This window comes from Streptomyces sp. CA-106110 (genome assembly GCF_050936285.1).
Taxonomy (GTDB): domain Bacteria; phylum Actinomycetota; class Actinomycetes; order Streptomycetales; family Streptomycetaceae; genus Streptomyces.
This window is the reverse complement of the sequence record NZ_JBNJNB010000001.1, coordinates 6,225,678-6,242,071: the sequence shown is the minus strand read 5'-3', so window position 1 is coordinate 6,242,071 and position 16,394 is coordinate 6,225,678. Positions and strand designations below refer to the sequence as shown.

Sequence of the window (16,394 nt, the reverse complement as noted above, 5' to 3'; positions counted from 1 at the left end):
CCTGAGGCGTTCCGGCCGCATGGCCGGAGCCCAGGTACCGCTTGGCATCTGTGTGCGGAGCCCTCTCCTCGTGTGCCCGGGCACACCGGGAATGCGGGCCCCTTAGGATCCGTTGGGTGGGGTGAGAGTACAGAGAGAGCCTCCACGAGTAGCAGCAGCAGTCTCGAGAGACGAGGAACCAAGCCGTGAGCGACGTCCGTAACGTGATCATCATCGGCTCTGGGCCCGCCGGCTATACGGCGGCGCTCTACACCGCCCGTGCGTCGCTGAAGCCCCTGGTGTTCGAGGGCGCCGTCACTGCCGGCGGTGCGCTGATGAACACCACCGACGTGGAGAACTTCCCCGGCTTCCAGGACGGCATCATGGGCCCCGAGCTCATGGACAACATGCGCGCGCAGGCCGAGCGCTTCGGTGCCGAACTCGTCCCGGACGACGTTGTCACCGTCGACCTCAGCGGTGAGATCAAGACCGTCACGGACACCGCCGGTACGGTGTACAAGGCAAAGTCCGTCATCGTCGCCACCGGCTCTCAGCACCGCAAGCTGGGTCTGCCGAACGAGGACGCTCTCTCCGGGCGCGGTGTCTCCTGGTGCGCCACCTGTGACGGCTTCTTCTTCAAGGACCAGGACATCGCCGTGATCGGCGGCGGCGACACCGCCATGGAGGAGGCCACCTTCCTCTCCCGGTTCGCCAAGTCCGTGACGATCGTCCACCGCCGGGACACCCTGCGGGCGTCCAAGGCGATGCAGGACCGTGCCTTCGCCGACCCGAAGATCAAGTTCGTCTGGGACAGCGAGGTCGCCGAGATCAAGGGCGACCCGAAGCTGGAAAGCCTGACGCTGCGCAACCTGAAGACCGGAGAACTCAGCGAGCTGCCGGTGACCGGTCTGTTCATCGCGATCGGGCACGACCCTCGCACTGAACTCTTCAAGGGCCAGCTCAACCTTGACGAGGAGGGCTACCTCAAGGTGGACGCCCCCTCTACCCGGACCAACCTGACCGGTGTCTTCGGCGCCGGCGACGTGGTCGACCACACCTACCGCCAGGCGATCACGGCGGCCGGTACCGGTTGCTCCGCCGCCCTCGACGCCGAGCGCTTCCTCTCCGCTCTGGCGGACAGCGAGCAGCAGGCCGAGCCTGAGAAGACCACCGTCTGACCCCCTTCCGCCCGACCGCACCACCAAGTTAAGGAGCCCGCCGTGGCCGGCACCCTGAAGAATGTGACCGACGACTCCTTCGACCAGGACGTCCTCAAGAGCGACAAGCCCGTCCTGGTGGACTTCTGGGCCGCCTGGTGCGGTCCCTGCCGCCAGATCGCGCCGTCGCTCGAGTCGATCGCCGCCGAGTACGGCGACAAGATCGAGGTCGTCAAGCTCAACATCGACGAGAACCCGGCCACTGCCGCCAAATACGGTGTCATGTCGATCCCGACCCTGAATGTCTACCAGGGCGGCGAGGTCGCCAAGACGATCGTCGGCGCCAAGCCGAAGGCCGCGCTCGTCCGCGACCTTGAGGACTTCATCGCCGAGTAAGACGGCGGTCGCCGCTGAACCAAAGCGGCGATGTTTCACGTGAAACACGAATGGGCCAGCCCTCCGGGGCTGGTCCATTCGTATGGCGCAGGTACAAGGTTGCTGAAGCAGAGGAGGAGCAGCGTCGGTCACAGCGGCCGCAGGGCCGGCTCCTTCTGAACGGCTCCCAGAAGGCGGTCCAGCGCCAGCTCCACATCTTCCTTCCACGACAGCGTCGTGCGCAGCTCCAGCCGAAGCCGGGGATACGTCGGATGCGGACGCACCGTCTTGAAGCCCACCGCCAGGAGATGCTCGGCAGGCAGAAGACAGGCCGGCTCCTTCCAGCGGGCATCGCTGAACGCCTCGATCGCCTTGAAGCCACGCCGCAGCAGATCCTTGGCGACTGTCTGGACCATCACACGGCCCAGGCCCTGGCCCTGGTAGCCAGGCATGATGAAGGCGGTGACCAGCTGGACCGCATCCGGCGACACAGGGCTGGTGGGGAAAGCGGAGGAACGGGGGACGTAGGCCGGTGGCGCGTACAGCACAAAGCCCACGGGTACCTCGTCCACGTACACCACTCGGCCGCACGATCCCCAGTCCAGCAGGACGGCGGAGATCCACGCTTCCTTCTCGAGCGCGGACGTCCCGGTCCTTACCGCGGCTTCACCACTGACGGGGTCGAGTTCCCAGAAGACGCACGACCGGCAGCGGTTGGGAAGGTCCTGAAGGTTGTCCAGCGTGAGCGGTACGAGCCGACGGCCCATGAAGCCTGTTCCTCGCTTCCTTCGCCCGCAGCGCCGCGGGCGGCTGTCAGAGTGCCTCGCTCCATGAGCAGGCTGCCGACGAACCCGCCGACCGCTCCCAGGCCCAGGCCTGCGGTCATCAGTCCGGTGCGGCTCATGGTTCGCATGACCCCGCCTCCCCGATAAAGGTGTCGCCAGGTGGATGCGCCATACCCGAACGCATCGTATCCATGATGCGATTCCATCGATACCGACTGAAAGCAAAGAGCGGACCGTGTTCCGGTACACACCGGACACGGCCCGCTCTGATGGTCGGGCGCTTCCTATCTCGCCATCCGGCGCCTCAGCTCTCCGGCACCTCGGCGTGCTCGAGGTCCTCGGAGTGCTCAGTTTCGTCGGAGTCCTCGACGAACTCGGAGTCACCGTCCACATGGCTCGGCTGGAAGACCGGTCCTTCGCCCGGTGCAAGCGTGCCCAGGATCCGCTCGAGGTCGTCTATCGACGCGAACTCGACGGTGATCTTCCCCTTCTTCTGTCCGAGGTCGACCTTCACCCGGGTCTCGAAGCGGTCCGAGAGCCGGGTCGCCAGCTCACTGAGCGCCGGAGAGACCCGAGTGCCGGCGCGCGGCCCTTTGGAGCGCGGGGCACTCTGCGGCCGTGATCCCATGAGGGTGACGATCTCCTCAACGGCTCGCACGGACAGCCCCTCCGCCACGATCCGGTGGGCCAACCGGTCCTGCTCCTCCGAGTCCTCGACGGACAGCAGGGCGCGCGCATGCCCCGCGGACAGCACCCCGGCGGCAACCCGCCGCTGGACCGCCGGCGACAGCTTCAGCAGTCGAAGAGTGTTGGAGACCTGAGGGCGGGACCGGCCGATACGGTCCGCCAGCTGATCGTGGGTGCAGTTGAAGTCCTTGAGGAGCTGGTCGTAGGCGGCTGCCTCTTCCAGCGGATTCAGCTGGGCACGATGCAGGTTCTCCAGGAGCGCGTCCAGGAGAAGCTTCTCGTCGTCCGTGGCTCGCACGATCGCCGGAATGAGGTCGAGACCGGCTTCCCGGCAAGCCCTCCAGCGCCGCTCGCCCATGATGAGCTCATAGCGCGACGGGCCGGTCTGCCGCACCACGACGGGCTGGAGGAGCCCCACTTCCTTGATGGAGGTGATCAGTTCGGCGAGCGCATCTTCGTCGAACACTTCACGGGGCTGCCGCGGGTTCGGGCTGATGAAGTCCAGGGGCAGCTCGGCGAAGTGGGCGCCAAGCGGAGTCGCGGGCATCTCCACGACCTCGCTCGTCGGCTGCTCCTCGGTCTCCTGTGAAACAGCCGGAAGCGTGGCCAACCTTGCGGCTGCCACCCCTCGATCCGTCGTCAGCACGGGGGACGTTGCGGGGGAGCTGGGTGCACCGCCCGGAGCCACCGTCTTCTCCCCTGCCGGGGTCGGGGCAGCCGGGATCAGTGCACCGAGACCACGACCCAACCCCCTCCGTCGCTCGCTCACTGGATCCCCTCCACCATGTTCTGTTCCGTCTGGGTGCCGACATGGGCCTGCTGCGCGTCGTAGTGGATGCCCACACCCCTCAGCGCGATCTCACGTGCCGCCTCAAGATAGGAGAGGGCACCGCTCGAACCTGGATCGTAGGTCAGCACCGTCTGTCCGTAGCTAGGCGCCTCGGAGATGCGGACCGAGCGTGGAATGCTCGTCCTCAGCACCTCATCACCGAAGTGGGTGCGCACCTCTTCCGCTACCTGGGACGCAAGGCGTGTCCGTCCGTCGTACATGGTGAGCAGGATGGTCGACACATGCAAGGCCGGGTTCAGATGACCCCGTACCAGGTCGACGTTGCGCAGCAGTTGGCCCAGGCCCTCCAATGCGTAGTACTCGCACTGGATCGGGATGAGCACTTCCTGTCCGGCGACCAGCGCGTTGACGGTCAGAAGACCGAGCGAGGGCGGGCAGTCGATGAGGACGTAGTCCAGTGGCTGCTCGTAGGACTGAATCGCTCGCTCCAGCCGGCTCTCCCGGGCCACCAGGGACACCAGCTCGATCTCCGCACCGGCGAGATCGATCGTGGCGGGTGCACAGAAGAGACCCTCGACATCGGGGACGGGCTGGACGACCTCCGAGAGCGGCTTGCTCTCGACCAATACGTCATAGATGGAGGGAACTTCGGCGTGATGGTCGATCCCCAGCGCCGTGGAGGCATTGCCCTGAGGATCGAGATCGATCACCAGGACGCGGCCGCCGTGCAAGGCGAGAGAAGCGGCGAGATTGACCGTCGTCGTGGTCTTGCCCACCCCGCCCTTCTGGTTGGCAACCACCATGACCCGGGTCTGTTCGGGCCGCGGTAGTCCCTCGCCGGCGCGCCCTAGTGCCTCCACCGCAAGTTGGGCAGCACGACCGATGGGAGTGTCGTCCATCGGGGGCGGTGTTTCACGTGAAACATCCTCCCCCATCGACTCGGTACGGGGACCAGGGACCGGATCGGTCATCGGTCCCGCGATGTTGGCGTCGGACCGCAAGGATTCACTCTCCTCAACTTCAGGCTCGCTATGAACAGAGCCTCCCATGCCTTCGGGGTCGTGAACCAGTGAGGTCTGGTCTTCTGAGGAGAAATCCACCTCTGTGGACAACTCCATACCCTCCACGGGGGACGAAATGCCGGTTGTGGGCGGTTAACTGAGGAACCCAAGGGGCTTGCGGTCCCGAAGCTCGGCCGCGGCCCGACGCGACTGATGATGCCGTGCAGCAGTGAGCGACGTTTCACGTGAAACACGATGACAACAATTTGCCCTTTTTATGAGCGACACTCCGCCGAGGAACCCCTCTTGAGAAGGGCGTTCGCCACCCGCAGCACTGGGGCGACCCGCTTCCCCCTCCCGTCGGATGCCCCTAGAAGCCACATAAAGGGCCCATAGGCGGAGCCGGAGGTGCTCTCCCATTGCGGGGAGGGCACCTCCGGCTCTATGCGCGACGCGGCGCCGTCAGCGACGCCGTCGGGTGCGTCCCGTGCGGGCGGCCTTAGCCCGCTTGGCCGCGAACCGAACGCCACCAGGGCTCTCTCCGACCTCCACCCGCACCACAGTCGACGTGGGATCCACCACACCCTCACCGACATGCAGGATCGACGTCTCCACGGCGCCGAGCTTGCTCAGCGCCGTAGCCGCGCTCTTCAACTCCTCCTCCGCGGTATCGCCCTTGAGTGCGAGCATCTCCCCGTAGGGACGCAGCAGCGGAATGCCCCAGGTGGCCAGTCGGTCCAGTGGGGCCACAGCGCGCGCCGTCACCACATGAACCGGTGGCAGCTTGCCCATGACCTCCTCGGCCCGGCCGCGGACAACGGTCACATGATCCAGGCCCAGGAGTTCGACGACCTCCGTGAGGAAATTGGTCCGCCGCAGCAACGGCTCAAGCAGCGTGATCTTCAGGTCGTCCCGTACGAGGGCAAGGGGGATACCGGGCAGTCCGGCGCCGGAGCCCACGTCGCACACGGTCACCCCCTCGGGCACGACCTCCGAGAGCACCGCGCAGTTCAGCAGGTGTCGCTCCCACAGCCGCGGCACTTCCCGTGGGCCGATCAGACCGCGCTGCACACCCGCCCCGGCAAGCAGCTCCGCGTAGCGGACCGCGTCCGCGAAGCGATCGCCGAACACCTCGCGTGCCTGCTCGGGCACAGGGGGAAGCTCTGCTGCCTCCGTCACGGGGACCGTCCTTCCGTACCGCATGAGCGCACTGGGCGCCGTCCACCAGGACTATCAGGGACTACCTACCGGCTGCCTCAACCGCAGCAGTGAGGGAGTACAAGGCTGACAAAGTTCGGCCCCGTCTGCGTAACAGACGGGGCCGGGGAGACGTACGGACCGAATCAGGCGGGCAGCACGACGACGAAGCGCTCGGGTTCCTCGCCCTCCGACTCGCTGCTCAAGCCGGCGGCCTTCACCGCGTCGTGCACGACCTTGCGCTCGAACGGCGTCATCGGCTGGAGCTTCACGGGCTCCCCGCTGCTCTTGGCCTCCGCCGCCGCCTTGGCACCGATCTCCAGGAGTTCCGCACGCTTCTGGGCGCGGTAGCCCGCGATGTCCAGCATCAGCCGGCTACGGTCCCCGGTCTCCCGGTGCACGGCCAGGCGCGTGAGTTCCTGGAGCGCTTCCAGCACCTCACCGTCGCGGCCGACCAGCTTCTGCAGCTCGCGGCTGCCCGCGTCGCTGATGATCGACACGGACGCACGGTCGGCCTCGACGTCCATGTCGATGTCGCCGTCGAGATCGGCGATGTCCAGCAGGCCCTCGAGGTAGTCCGCCGCGATCTCGCCCTCCTGCTCCAGGCGGGTCAGGGTGTCTGCACCCTCGGCAGCGGCGGAGGTGGTGCCTTCCGTCACGGGATGGACTCCTTCTTACTTCTTGGTCGGGGACTTGGGCCGCTGCGGACCCTTGCGGCCGGACTGAGCCCTGCTGCGGCTGCTGTTGCCCGGCTGCGACGTCGCCTTCTTGGCGGCTCCGCCCGGCTTGGCACCCTCAGGCTTGGCACCCTCAGGCTTGGCGCCCTCAGGCTTGGCACCCTCAGGCTTGGCGCCCTCAGGCTTGTCATCCTCAGGCTTGTCATCCTCAGGCTTGTCATCCTCGAGCTGGGCATCCTCAGGGTCGTCGGACTTGCTCAACGACGGGGAGGAGGAGCCGGAATCGCCCGCGGCCTTCGGACCGCCCGACTGGCGCTGGGCCTTACTCTGCCGCTTGGGCTGCTGGCGCTTCGGGACACCGGCGGTCGTCACACCGTCCTCGAGGGTGGCGACAGACGCCACGGCTTCGCTCTTCGCCACGGTTCCGTCAGCCTGAGCCGCGAGGCCCGCCTTGCTCAGACCGTTGATGAACTTGCGCTCGAACTCATTGCGCTCACGGCCCTTGGCGACGATCGCCTTGACGATGACCTTCTCGCTCCGCCGGCGGATCCTGCCGTGGTGCGTGACGTGCTTGGTCAGACGCTCCAGGTAGGCGGCCTGAGCCTTGGAACCCGGGGTCGGGTTGTTGTGGATGACGTACATCTGCTGGCCCATGGTCCACACGTTGGTGGTCAGCCAGTAGACGAGGACACCGACCGGGAAGTTGATACCGAAGACGGCGAACATGACCGGGAAGACGTACATCAGCATCTTCTGCTGCTGCATGAACGGCGTCTTCACCGTGGTGTCGACGTTCTTCGTCATCAGCTGGCGCTGCGTGTAGAACTGCGACGCCGACATCAGGACGATCATGATCGCGGTGACGACCCGGACGTCGGTCAGCGAGGCGCCGAGCGCCGCGACCTTGTCCCCGCCGTCGGTGAACTTCGCGGCCAGCGGTGCGCCGAAGATGTGCGCCTTACGGGCACTGGCGAGCAGCGGCTCGTTGATGACGCCGATCGTCTTGCCCGTCGCGATGCCGTTGAGCACGTGGTACAGGGCAAAGAAGAACGGGGACTGCGCCAAGATGGGAAGGCACGAGGAGAGCGGGTTGGTACCCGACTCCTTGTACAGCTTCATCATCTCTTCGGACTGGCGCTGTTTGTCGTTCTTGTAGCGCTCCTGGATCTTCTTCATCTCGGGCTGCAGCGTCTGCATCGCCCGGGTCGCCTTGATCTGCTTCACGAAGAGCGGGACCAGGCAGATACGGATCAGGATCACCAAGGACACGATGGACAGGCCCCAGGCCCAGCCCGTGTCAGCGCCGAAGAGCGCGCCGTACACCTTGTGGAACTGGACGATGACCCAGGAGACGGGTGTCGTGATGAAACTGAAGAGGCTGGCAATCGTGTCCACTAATCATGCTCCTTGGGCATGGGACGAGGTCTCTGCGGCCGGGCTCGAGGAGATCGACCCATCGATGGCCGGTTCGGCGGCGGAGTGCCCGCCCTTGCGTGCACGCCATGCGTCGCGCAGCATTTCGTGCCACCGCGGACGCTTGCGCGGGGGGACATGGTCCACGCCGCCCAGCGACCACGGATTGCACCGCAGGATGCGCCAGGCAGTGAGTGCCGTGCCCTTGATCGCACCGTGCCGGTCTATGGCCGTGTAGCCGTAGTGGGAACACGATGGGTAGTACTTGCACACCGGCCCGAGCAGTGGACTGATGGTCCACTGGTAGAACTTGATCAGAGCGAGCAGTGGGTATTTCATCGCGCGCCCCCTCCTCCCAGCAGCCGCTCGAGGGCGGCATCCAGGTCTCGGGCCAGCTGTGCTTGGTCGGCGTCACCCGCACCGGGTAGCGCTCGTACGACTACCAGGCTACCGGGGGGCAGCAGCGCGACTCGGTCACGTATCAGATGGCGAAGCCTGCGCTTCACCTTGTTGCGTACGACCGCTCCACCCACAGCCTTGCTCACGACGAAACCCGCACGCGTCGGGGGAGCGCTCTCCCCAGGCGCATGCGGGTCCGTGGCACCGCTACGAAGGTGGACGACGAGAAGCGGGCGTCCGGCCCGGCGTCCTCGGCGTACCGCGGTCGCGAAGTCCTCGCGCCGCCTCAGCCGATGCTCGGTAGGCAGCACGACACAACCTGTACGTGATCAGGCGGACAGGCGGGCGCGACCCTTGCTGCGGCGGGACGCCAGGATGGCGCGGCCGGCACGGGTGCGCATACGCAGCCGGAAGCCGTGGGTCTTCGCGCGACGACGGTTGTTCGGCTGGAAGGTGCGCTTGCTCACTCGGGGGCTCCAGTAATGATTCGATGGTTGGCGGGGTGTCGCCTAGCTGTCACCGTGCGCCCACGAGTAGCTCGCATTACGCCCGAGTGCACCGCTTTCCGATCACCGAAATGTGTCCTGGTCAGGACACTGGTGCGTGATCTGTGCCCATCGGAGGCAGGCGGCAGCAGCCATCGACAACTCGACCTGGTTACGGTACGCGGGGCTACGCCATCCGGTCAAACCAACGACCCGCGGGAGACACTTGTCCACAGGCTGGGGACAACAACTTGAACCACACCGGCCGCCCTGACTACCGTGGCTGGACTCCGATTCGTTCCCCTGCCCCAGCAGGGCTGCCCCCGACCGACCCGAGTTACATCCCGACCCGTCCTGCAACCACACGTTCGTGGGACCCGTGAGAGAGCGTGCCCCGTGGCTGACGTACCTGCCGATCTTGCCGCAGTATGGCCACGAGTACTCGAGCAGCTTCTCGGTGAGGGCCGCGGGCCGGGTGTCGAGGCGAAGGACGAGCACTGGATCAAGCGCTGCCAGCCACTGGCACTGGTGGCGGACACCGCGCTGCTCGCCGTACCGAACGAATTCGCGAAGGGCGTGCTGGAAGGCCGGCTCGCGCCGATCGTCAGCGATACCCTGAGCCGCGAGTGCGGCCGCCCGATCCGTATCGCGATCACCGTCGACGACTCGGCCGGCGAGCCGCCGGTACCGGCCCAGCCCGTACCGCCGCGCTATGAGGAGCCCGAGCTTCCGCCCGCACAGGGCCGCGATGTCTACGACGGCCGGCGCGGCTACGAGGGATACGGCCGCCACCGGGCGGACGACCACCGTGCCGTCAGGCCCGACCAGCTCCCCACCAACCCCGGTGACCAACTGCCCACCGCCCGCCCCGCCTACCCGGGCGAGTACCAGCGTCCCGAGCCCGGAGCCTGGCCGCGCCCGGCCCAGGACGACTACGGCTGGCAGCAGCAGCGCCTCGGCTTCCCCGAGCGCGACCCGTACGCGACGCCGGCGCGCGACTACCGCACGCCGTCGATGGAGCGGTCGCCCTACGAGCAGCAGCGTCAGGAGTACGAGAGCACACGCGCCGACTTCGACCAGCAGCGCCCCGACCGACGCGAGCTCCCCGAGCCGCCCTCCGGCGGCGGCCATGTGCACCGGGGCGGTCCGGTGGGCCCCGTCCTGCCGACCACCGGCGCGCCCGGCCCACTGGCCGCGCAGCCCGCGCCGGCGACCGGTCCGGGCGAACCCACCGCGCGCCTGAATCCGAAGTACCTCTTCGACACGTTCGTCATCGGCGCCTCCAACCGCTTCGCGCACGCGGCCGCGGTCGCGGTCGCCGAGGCGCCCGCCAAGGCGTACAACCCCCTCTTCATCTATGGGGAGTCGGGGCTCGGCAAGACCCATCTGCTGCATGCGATCGGCCACTACGCCCGCAGCCTCTACCCGGGCACCCGGGTGCGCTACGTGAGCTCCGAGGAGTTCACCAACGAGTTCATCAACTCCATCCGCGACGGCAAGGCGGACGCGTTCCGCAAGCGCTACCGCGACATGGACATCCTTTTGGTCGACGACATCCAGTTCCTGGCGCAGAAGGAGTCGACGCAGGAGGAGTTCTTCCACACCTTCAACACGCTCCACAACGCCAACAAGCAGATCGTGCTGTCCTCGGACCGGCCTCCCAAGCAGCTGGTGACCCTGGAGGACCGGCTGCGGAACCGCTTCGAGTGGGGTCTGATCACCGACGTCCAGCCGCCAGAGCTCGAGACGCGCATCGCGATCCTGCGCAAGAAGGCGGTGCAGGAACAGCTCAACGCCCCGCCGGAGGTACTGGAGTTCATCGCCTCCCGTATCTCGCGCAACATCCGCGAGCTGGAGGGCGCGTTGATCCGGGTGACGGCGTTCGCGTCACTCAACCGGCAGCCCGTGGACCTCGGTCTGACGGAGATCGTCCTCAAGGACCTGATCCCCGGCGGCGAGGACACCGCCCCTGAGATCACCACGACCGCCATCATGGCGGCCACCGCGGACTACTTCGGGCTGACGGTGGAGGACCTGTGTGGCACCTCGCGCGGCCGCGCCCTGGTGACCGCCCGCCAGATCGCGATGTACCTGTGCCGTGAGCTCACTGACCTGTCGCTGCCGAAGATCGGGGCGCAGTTCGGCGGTCGCGACCACACGACGGTGATGCACGCCGACCGCAAGATCCGCGCGCTGATGGCCGAGCGGCGTTCCATCTACAACCAGGTGACCGAGCTGACGAACCGCATCAAGAACGGCTGACCGCCGCTCGCACGCGGCACCGAGGGCGCCCCGGGGACTTTCCCCGAGGGCGCCTTCCGCGTTTCTGCGCGCTTCCCCTGTGTCGCTCTTCTCCCGTGCGTCGGAAGGCGCGGCGCCTCGGCCGCGTACGGGGGGCTCAGCCTCACGGCCACGCGTCGCAGGGCTCAGTCCATCGCGGCCGGGGCACTCGGGGCGGCCCAGGGCCCGACAGACGCGTGCGAGGGCGACCCGGGGCCCTGCCCGGCGATGCGAGGACGCCGCCGTCCGCCATCCCGCGGACCGCATGCAGGACCGTCCCGCAGGCCGCGTGCATGACACCCGTTGTTCGAATACCTGCCGGGTTACGGCCGCTCTCCACAGATCAGGCGACTTTCTTCCGTCCACATCCTGGGGACTGCGAAGTTGTCCAGACCGCGTCCACAGGCAGTGCTGTGGAATGACGATCAGGCCAGCTCAGCCACCTGTGGATTGGTGGACGAACGATCTCCACAGACTGTGGACGACTTGAAGATCCACAAGCTGTGGGCGGAGTTGTCCACCGTCGGCCCACAGGCTGTGGCCGGTTGTCCCCAGTGATCGGGCACTTCTCCACATCCCTGTCCACTGTTCGGCAACGCGGCACGCCTTCTCGCCGGCCCGAGTGAAAGGCGTCACACCAAGGGGCTGGGTTGGCCTGTGGGAAAGGCGGGTAAAGCTGGGGACGGCACTGGGGAGAAGTGCCCTGGAGCTGTGCACGGGGTGTGCAGAACTTTCCGTTCTCCACAGAGACACCTGGTTGTCCACCGCCTGTGCCCACAGGGCCCGTGGACAAAATCTCGCGTCTGACCTGGGACAACGCGGTTATCCACGGTATCCACAGCCCCTACTACTACTCCTAACTAGAGAGACCCTGGAATTCGCTTCGAAGCGGGTGCTGTGCACAACTCGCTCTCCGGCCTCCGACTGTCCCTCGTCACGACTTGACCCCGAGCGGCACCTACTGTCGGTGCGGTGCGTCAGACTGTTCCCCGGTGTCCTTCCCCTCACAGAGGTCAACGACACCGAGTCAGACGACGAAGGCCAGGCAGGGCGAGAACGCCGGCAACAGCAGGAGGCGGCTTACGGTGAAGATCCGGGTGGAACGCGACGTACTCGCGGAGGCAGTTGCCTGGGCGGCACGCAGCCTCCCGGCCCGTCCGCCGGCGCCTGTCCTCGCCGGCCTGCTGCTGAAGGCCGAGGACGGTCACCTGAGCCTGTCCAGCTTCGACTACGAGGTCTCCGCGCGGGTGTCCGTGGAGGCGGAGGTCGAGGAGGAGGGCACGGTCCTCGTCTCCGGCCGGCTCCTCGCCGACATCTCCCGCGCCCTCCCCAACCGCCCGGTGGAGATTTCCACAGACGGTGTACGGGCGACGGTCGTCTGTGGCTCCTCCCGGTTCACCCTCCACACACTGCCTGTGGAGGAGTACCCGGCTCTGCCGCAGATGCCGAACGCGACGGGCACCGTCCCGGGCGAGGTCTTTGCCTCCGCGGTGCAGCAGGTGGCCATCGCCGCGGGCCGCGACGACACGCTGCCCGTCCTCACCGGTGTGCGCATCGAGATCGAGGGCGACACGGTCACGCTGGCCTCCACCGACCGCTACCGCTTCGCGGTCCGCGAGTTCCTGTGGAAGCCGGAGAACCCGGAGGCGTCCGCGGTCGCCCTGGTGCCCGCCAAGACCCTCCTGGACACCGCCAAGGCGCTGACCAGCGGTGACAGCGTGATCCTGGCGCTGTCCGGCTCGGGCGCGGGCGAGGGCCTGATTGGTTTCGAGGGCGCCGGCCGCCGAACGACCACCCGTCTTCTCGAAGGCGACCTCCCCAAGTACCGCACGCTGTTCCCGACGGAGTTCAACTCCGTCGCCACCATCGAGACCGCCCCCTTCGTGGAGGCCGTCAAGCGCGTGGCCCTGGTCGCCGAACGCAACACCCCGGTGCGGCTGAGCTTCGAGCAGGGCGTGCTGATCCTGGAGGCCGGTTCCAGCGACGACGCACAGGCTATGGAAAGGGTCGACGCGAACCTGGAGGGCGACGACATCTCGATCGCCTTCAACCCGACCTTCCTGCTGGACGGTCTGAGCGCGATCGACTCCCCGGTGGCCCAGTTGTCCTTCACGACGTCCACGAAGCCCGCGCTGCTCGGCGGCAAGCCGGCTGTGGACGCCGAGGCGGACGACGCGTACAAGTACCTGATCATGCCGGTGCGGCTCAGCGGCTGAGCGCCGATCGCCGTCCACAGCCCCCGTCCGTCCGGTGGACGAAGCCGCAGGTCGGGGGCCTACGGGTGAGCGCGTAGGCCCCCGAGTGGGCAGGAGAGCCCGGGTCTAGGCTCGGACGCAGGCACGGAAGTGCCCTCCTGCCACACCGCAACCTAAGGAACAACTGATGGAGCTCGGTCTCGTCGGCCTCGGCAAGATGGGCGGCAACATGCGCGAGCGGATACGCCGCGCGGGCCACACCGTCATCGGATACGACCGCAACCCGGACCTCGCCGATGTCCACAGCCTCGAAGAGCTTGTGGGCAAGCTCGAGGGCCCGCGCGTGGTGTGGGTGATGGTCCCGGCCGGCCGCCCGACCCAGTCCACGATCGACGAGCTCGCCGAACTCCTGGAGCCCGGTGACGTCGTCGTGGACGGCGGCAACTCCCGTTGGACGGACGACGAGAAGCACGCCGCGGAGCTCGCGGTCAAGGGCATAGGCTTTGTGGACTGTGGCGTCTCCGGCGGCGTCTGGGGCCTGGAGAACGGCTACGCGCTGATGTACGGCGGCGACGCCGGGAACGTCGCCAAGGTGCAGCCGATGTTCGACGCACTCAAGCCCGAGGGCGAGTTGGGCTCCGTGCACGCGGGCAAGGTCGGCGCCGGCCACTTCGCGAAGATGGTCCACAACGGCATCGAGTACGCGATGATGCAGGCCTACGCCGAGGGCTGGGAGCTGCTGGAGAAGGCGGACTCCGTGGAGAACGTCCGCGAGGTGTTCCGCTCCTGGCAGGAGGGCACCGTCATCCGTTCCTGGCTGCTGGACCTCGCGGTCAACGCCCTGGACGAGGACGAGCACCTCGACAGGCTGCGCGGCTGGGCGGCCGACTCCGGCGAGGGCCGCTGGACCGTCGAGGCCGCCATCGACAACGCCGTGCCGCTCCCGGCGATCACGGCGTCGCTGTTCGCCCGCTTCAGCTCGCGGCAGGACGACTCGCCGCAGATGAAGATGATCGCGGCGCTGCGCAACCAGTTCGGTGGCCACGCGGTCGAGAAGAAGTAATCCACAGGACCGCCCGGCGGTCCACAACCCTGGGGGAGGTCGGTGAACGACCATGCACGTCACGCATCTGTCGCTGGCCGACTTCCGCTCGTACGCCCGGGTCGAAGTCCCGCTCGACCCGGGCGTCACCGCGTTCGTCGGCCCCAACGGACAGGGCAAGACGAACCTCGTCGAGGCGGTCGGCTATCTGGCCACCCTCGGCAGCCACCGCGTCTCCTCCGACGCGCCCCTCGTCCGCATGGGCGCCGAGCGTGCGATCATACGGGCGCAGGTCAGGCAGGGCGAGCGGCAGCAGCTGGTGGAGCTGGAGCTGAACCCCGGCAAGGCCAACCGCGCCCGTATCAACAGGTCCTCGCAGGTCAGACCGCGTGACGTGCTCGGCATCGTACGGACCGTGCTGTTCGCGCCCGAGGACCTCGCGCTGGTCAAGGGCGACCCCGGCGAGCGGCGCCGCTTCCTCGACGAGCTGATCACCGCGCGCTCCCCGCGGATGGCGGGCGTCCGCTCCGACTACGACCGGGTCCTCAAGCAGCGCAACACCCTGCTCAAGACGGCCGCACTGGCCCGCCGCCACGGTGGTCGCTCCATGGACCTGTCGACCCTCGACGTCTGGGACCAGCACCTCGCGCGCGCCGGCGCCGAGTTGCTCGCCCAGCGTCTCGACCTGGTCGCCGCGATCCAGCCCCTCGCCGACAAGACGTACGAGCAGCTGGCACCCGGCGGCGGTCCGACCGCTCTGGAGTACAGGCCGTCCGCGCCCGGTGAGGCCCACACGCGCGAGGCCCTGTACGAGCAGCTGATGGCCGCCCTCGCCGAGGCCCGCAAACAGGAGATCGAGCGCGGCGTCACCCTGGTGGGACCCCACCGGGACGATCTTCTTCTCAAACTCGGTCAGCTGCCCGCCAAGGGATACGCCTCCCACGGCGAGTCCTGGTCCTACGCGCTGGCGCTGCGCCTGGCGTCGTACGACCTCCTTCGCGCCGAGGGCAACGAGCCGGTTCTCGTCCTCGACGACGTCTTCGCCGAGCTGGACACCCGTCGTCGCGAGCGCCTGGCCGAACTGGTGGCGCCCGGCGAGCAGGTCCTGGTGACCGCGGCGGTCGACGACGACGTACCGCACGTACTGACGGGGGCGCGGTACACCGTGTCCGACGGCACAGTGGAGCGAGCATGAGCACCGACGACCCCCTGCCGGAGAAGACCCCCGAGCTCTCGGGCGTGGACCTCGCGCGCGTGGCGCTCAGGGCCGCCAAGGAACAGGCACGCGCGCGCGGGGACGCGGCGCAGCAGAAGAAGCAGGCGCGGCGGGGCGGACTGCGCTCCGGCGCCCGCGCCGACGGGCGGGACCCCATGGCCCTCGGCGCCGCGATCAACCGGCTGATCACCGAGCGTGGCTGGGAGACCCCGGCCGCGGTGGGCGGTGTGATGGGCCGCTGGCCCCAGATCGTCGGCGAGGACCTCGCCAAGCACTGTGCGCCGGAGCGCTACGACGAGGACGAGCGGGTGCTGACCGTCGGCTGCGACTCCACGGCGTGGGCGACCCAGCTGCGGCTGCTGGCCCCTCAGCTGGTCGCACGCCTGAACGAGGACCTCGGCCATGGCACGGTCCGGTTGCTCAAGGTCCACGGTCCCGGCGGTCCCGTCCGCCGCTACGGTCCCCTGCGCGCCCCCGGCAGCACGGGACCCGGTGACACCTACGGGTGACCGACATCACTCGAAGCCGCTCGGAGCAGGTGCCGGCGGCTGTTTTGCCGTACCCGCACGCGGTTGCGAACACCGACCTGACTCTCAAGTAGCCAAGGGTTGACAGCCGGAAGCGCTGAGTGCCTCGTAGAGCCTCTTGGAGCCCCGCTCCGCATATGGGGAGTCGGGCGAGACCGGTTGAGGGCGGCACATGCGGACTCAGGTACC

At 67.7% G+C, this 16,394-nt stretch carries 16 protein-coding genes; 7 read left to right on the top strand and 9 right to left on the bottom strand.

Translation table 11 applies throughout. From position 1 onward, the window contains the following. The first annotated feature begins 185 nt into the window (after window positions 1–185). The gene (gene trxB / locus ACQEXA_RS28785) at window positions 186–1,157 is read left to right on the top strand and encodes a thioredoxin-disulfide reductase (RefSeq protein ID WP_432930107.1); all 972 of its coding nucleotides are present in this window, start codon (window positions 186–188) and stop codon (window positions 1,155–1,157) included. Window positions 1,158–1,199: 42 nt separating this feature from the next. Next, window positions 1,200–1,532, top strand: coding sequence for a thioredoxin (gene trxA / locus ACQEXA_RS28780; protein WP_359390522.1), 333 nt, complete (start codon window positions 1,200–1,202; stop codon window positions 1,530–1,532). 128 nt (window positions 1,533–1,660) lie between these two features. Here trxA and ACQEXA_RS28775 read toward each other — a convergent pair whose 3' ends face one another. The 9 genes from ACQEXA_RS28775 to rpmH form a co-directional block, all read right to left on the bottom strand. Then, entirely contained in the window at window positions 1,661–2,278 is a 618-nt protein-coding gene (locus ACQEXA_RS28775) for a GNAT family N-acetyltransferase (RefSeq protein ID WP_432930109.1), read from the bottom strand. A 322-nt stretch (window positions 2,279–2,600) separates the two neighbouring features. Next, on the bottom strand, window positions 2,601–3,752 hold the full coding sequence (locus ACQEXA_RS28770; protein ID WP_432930111.1) for a ParB/RepB/Spo0J family partition protein: 1,152 nt from the start codon (window positions 3,750–3,752) through the stop codon (window positions 2,601–2,603). Beyond that, window positions 3,749–4,822, bottom strand: a complete 1,074-nt coding sequence (locus ACQEXA_RS28765; RefSeq protein ID WP_432939339.1) for a ParA family protein — start codon at window positions 4,820–4,822, stop codon at window positions 3,749–3,751. The genes ACQEXA_RS28770 and ACQEXA_RS28765 overlap by 4 nt, the downstream gene beginning before the upstream one ends. 414 nt (window positions 4,823–5,236) lie before the next feature. Next, complete coding sequence (gene rsmG / locus ACQEXA_RS28760) at window positions 5,237–5,953, bottom strand: 16S rRNA (guanine(527)-N(7))-methyltransferase RsmG (protein ID WP_432930114.1); 717 nt, start codon at window positions 5,951–5,953, stop codon at window positions 5,237–5,239. Window positions 5,954–6,117: 164 nt separating this feature from the next. Continuing rightward, window positions 6,118–6,630, bottom strand: coding sequence for a protein jag (locus tag ACQEXA_RS28755; RefSeq protein ID WP_432930115.1), 513 nt, complete (start codon window positions 6,628–6,630; stop codon window positions 6,118–6,120). A gap of 15 nt (window positions 6,631–6,645) precedes the next feature. Continuing rightward, complete coding sequence (gene yidC / locus ACQEXA_RS28750; RefSeq protein WP_433131502.1) at window positions 6,646–8,043, bottom strand: membrane protein insertase YidC; 1,398 nt, start codon at window positions 8,041–8,043, stop codon at window positions 6,646–6,648. 3 nt (window positions 8,044–8,046) lie between these two features. After that, on the bottom strand, window positions 8,047–8,400 hold the full coding sequence (gene yidD / locus ACQEXA_RS28745) for a membrane protein insertion efficiency factor YidD (protein ID WP_432930119.1): 354 nt from the start codon (window positions 8,398–8,400) through the stop codon (window positions 8,047–8,049). Next, the gene (gene rnpA, locus ACQEXA_RS28740) at window positions 8,397–8,771 is read right to left on the bottom strand and encodes a ribonuclease P protein component (protein ID WP_359390501.1); all 375 of its coding nucleotides are present in this window, start codon (window positions 8,769–8,771) and stop codon (window positions 8,397–8,399) included. Before rnpA ends, yidD begins: the two co-directional genes overlap by 4 nt. Before the next feature lie 18 nt (window positions 8,772–8,789). After that, a complete protein-coding gene (gene rpmH / locus ACQEXA_RS28735) occupies window positions 8,790–8,927 on the bottom strand; it encodes a 50S ribosomal protein L34 (protein WP_003956500.1) in 138 nt (45 codons plus the stop codon). Between the two features lie 414 nt (window positions 8,928–9,341). Here rpmH and dnaA point away from each other — a divergent pair, with 414 nt between their 5' ends. The 5 genes from dnaA (at window position 9,342) to ACQEXA_RS28710 (ending at window position 16,187) form a co-directional block, all read left to right on the top strand. After that, window positions 9,342–11,207: a chromosomal replication initiator protein DnaA gene (dnaA, locus tag ACQEXA_RS28730; protein WP_432930122.1), complete on the top strand. Its 1,866-nt coding sequence runs from the start codon at window positions 9,342–9,344 to the stop codon at window positions 11,205–11,207. Window positions 11,208–12,310: 1,103 nt separating this feature from the next. Next, window positions 12,311–13,441 (top strand): DNA polymerase III subunit beta, encoded by a 1,131-nt coding sequence (dnaN, locus tag ACQEXA_RS28725; protein ID WP_432930124.1) that lies wholly within the window; start codon window positions 12,311–12,313, stop codon window positions 13,439–13,441. 166 nt (window positions 13,442–13,607) lie between these two features. Further along, window positions 13,608–14,483: a phosphogluconate dehydrogenase (NAD(+)-dependent, decarboxylating) gene (gene gnd / locus ACQEXA_RS28720; RefSeq protein ID WP_432930126.1), complete on the top strand. Its 876-nt coding sequence runs from the start codon at window positions 13,608–13,610 to the stop codon at window positions 14,481–14,483. A gap of 52 nt (window positions 14,484–14,535) precedes the next feature. Then, a complete protein-coding gene (recF, locus tag ACQEXA_RS28715; RefSeq protein WP_432930128.1) occupies window positions 14,536–15,657 on the top strand; it encodes a DNA replication/repair protein RecF in 1,122 nt (373 codons plus the stop codon). Then, window positions 15,654–16,187, top strand: coding sequence for a DUF721 domain-containing protein (locus ACQEXA_RS28710; RefSeq protein ID WP_432930130.1), 534 nt, complete (start codon window positions 15,654–15,656; stop codon window positions 16,185–16,187). The genes recF and ACQEXA_RS28710 overlap by 4 nt, the downstream gene beginning before the upstream one ends. Window positions 16,188–16,394 lie beyond the last annotated feature (207 nt).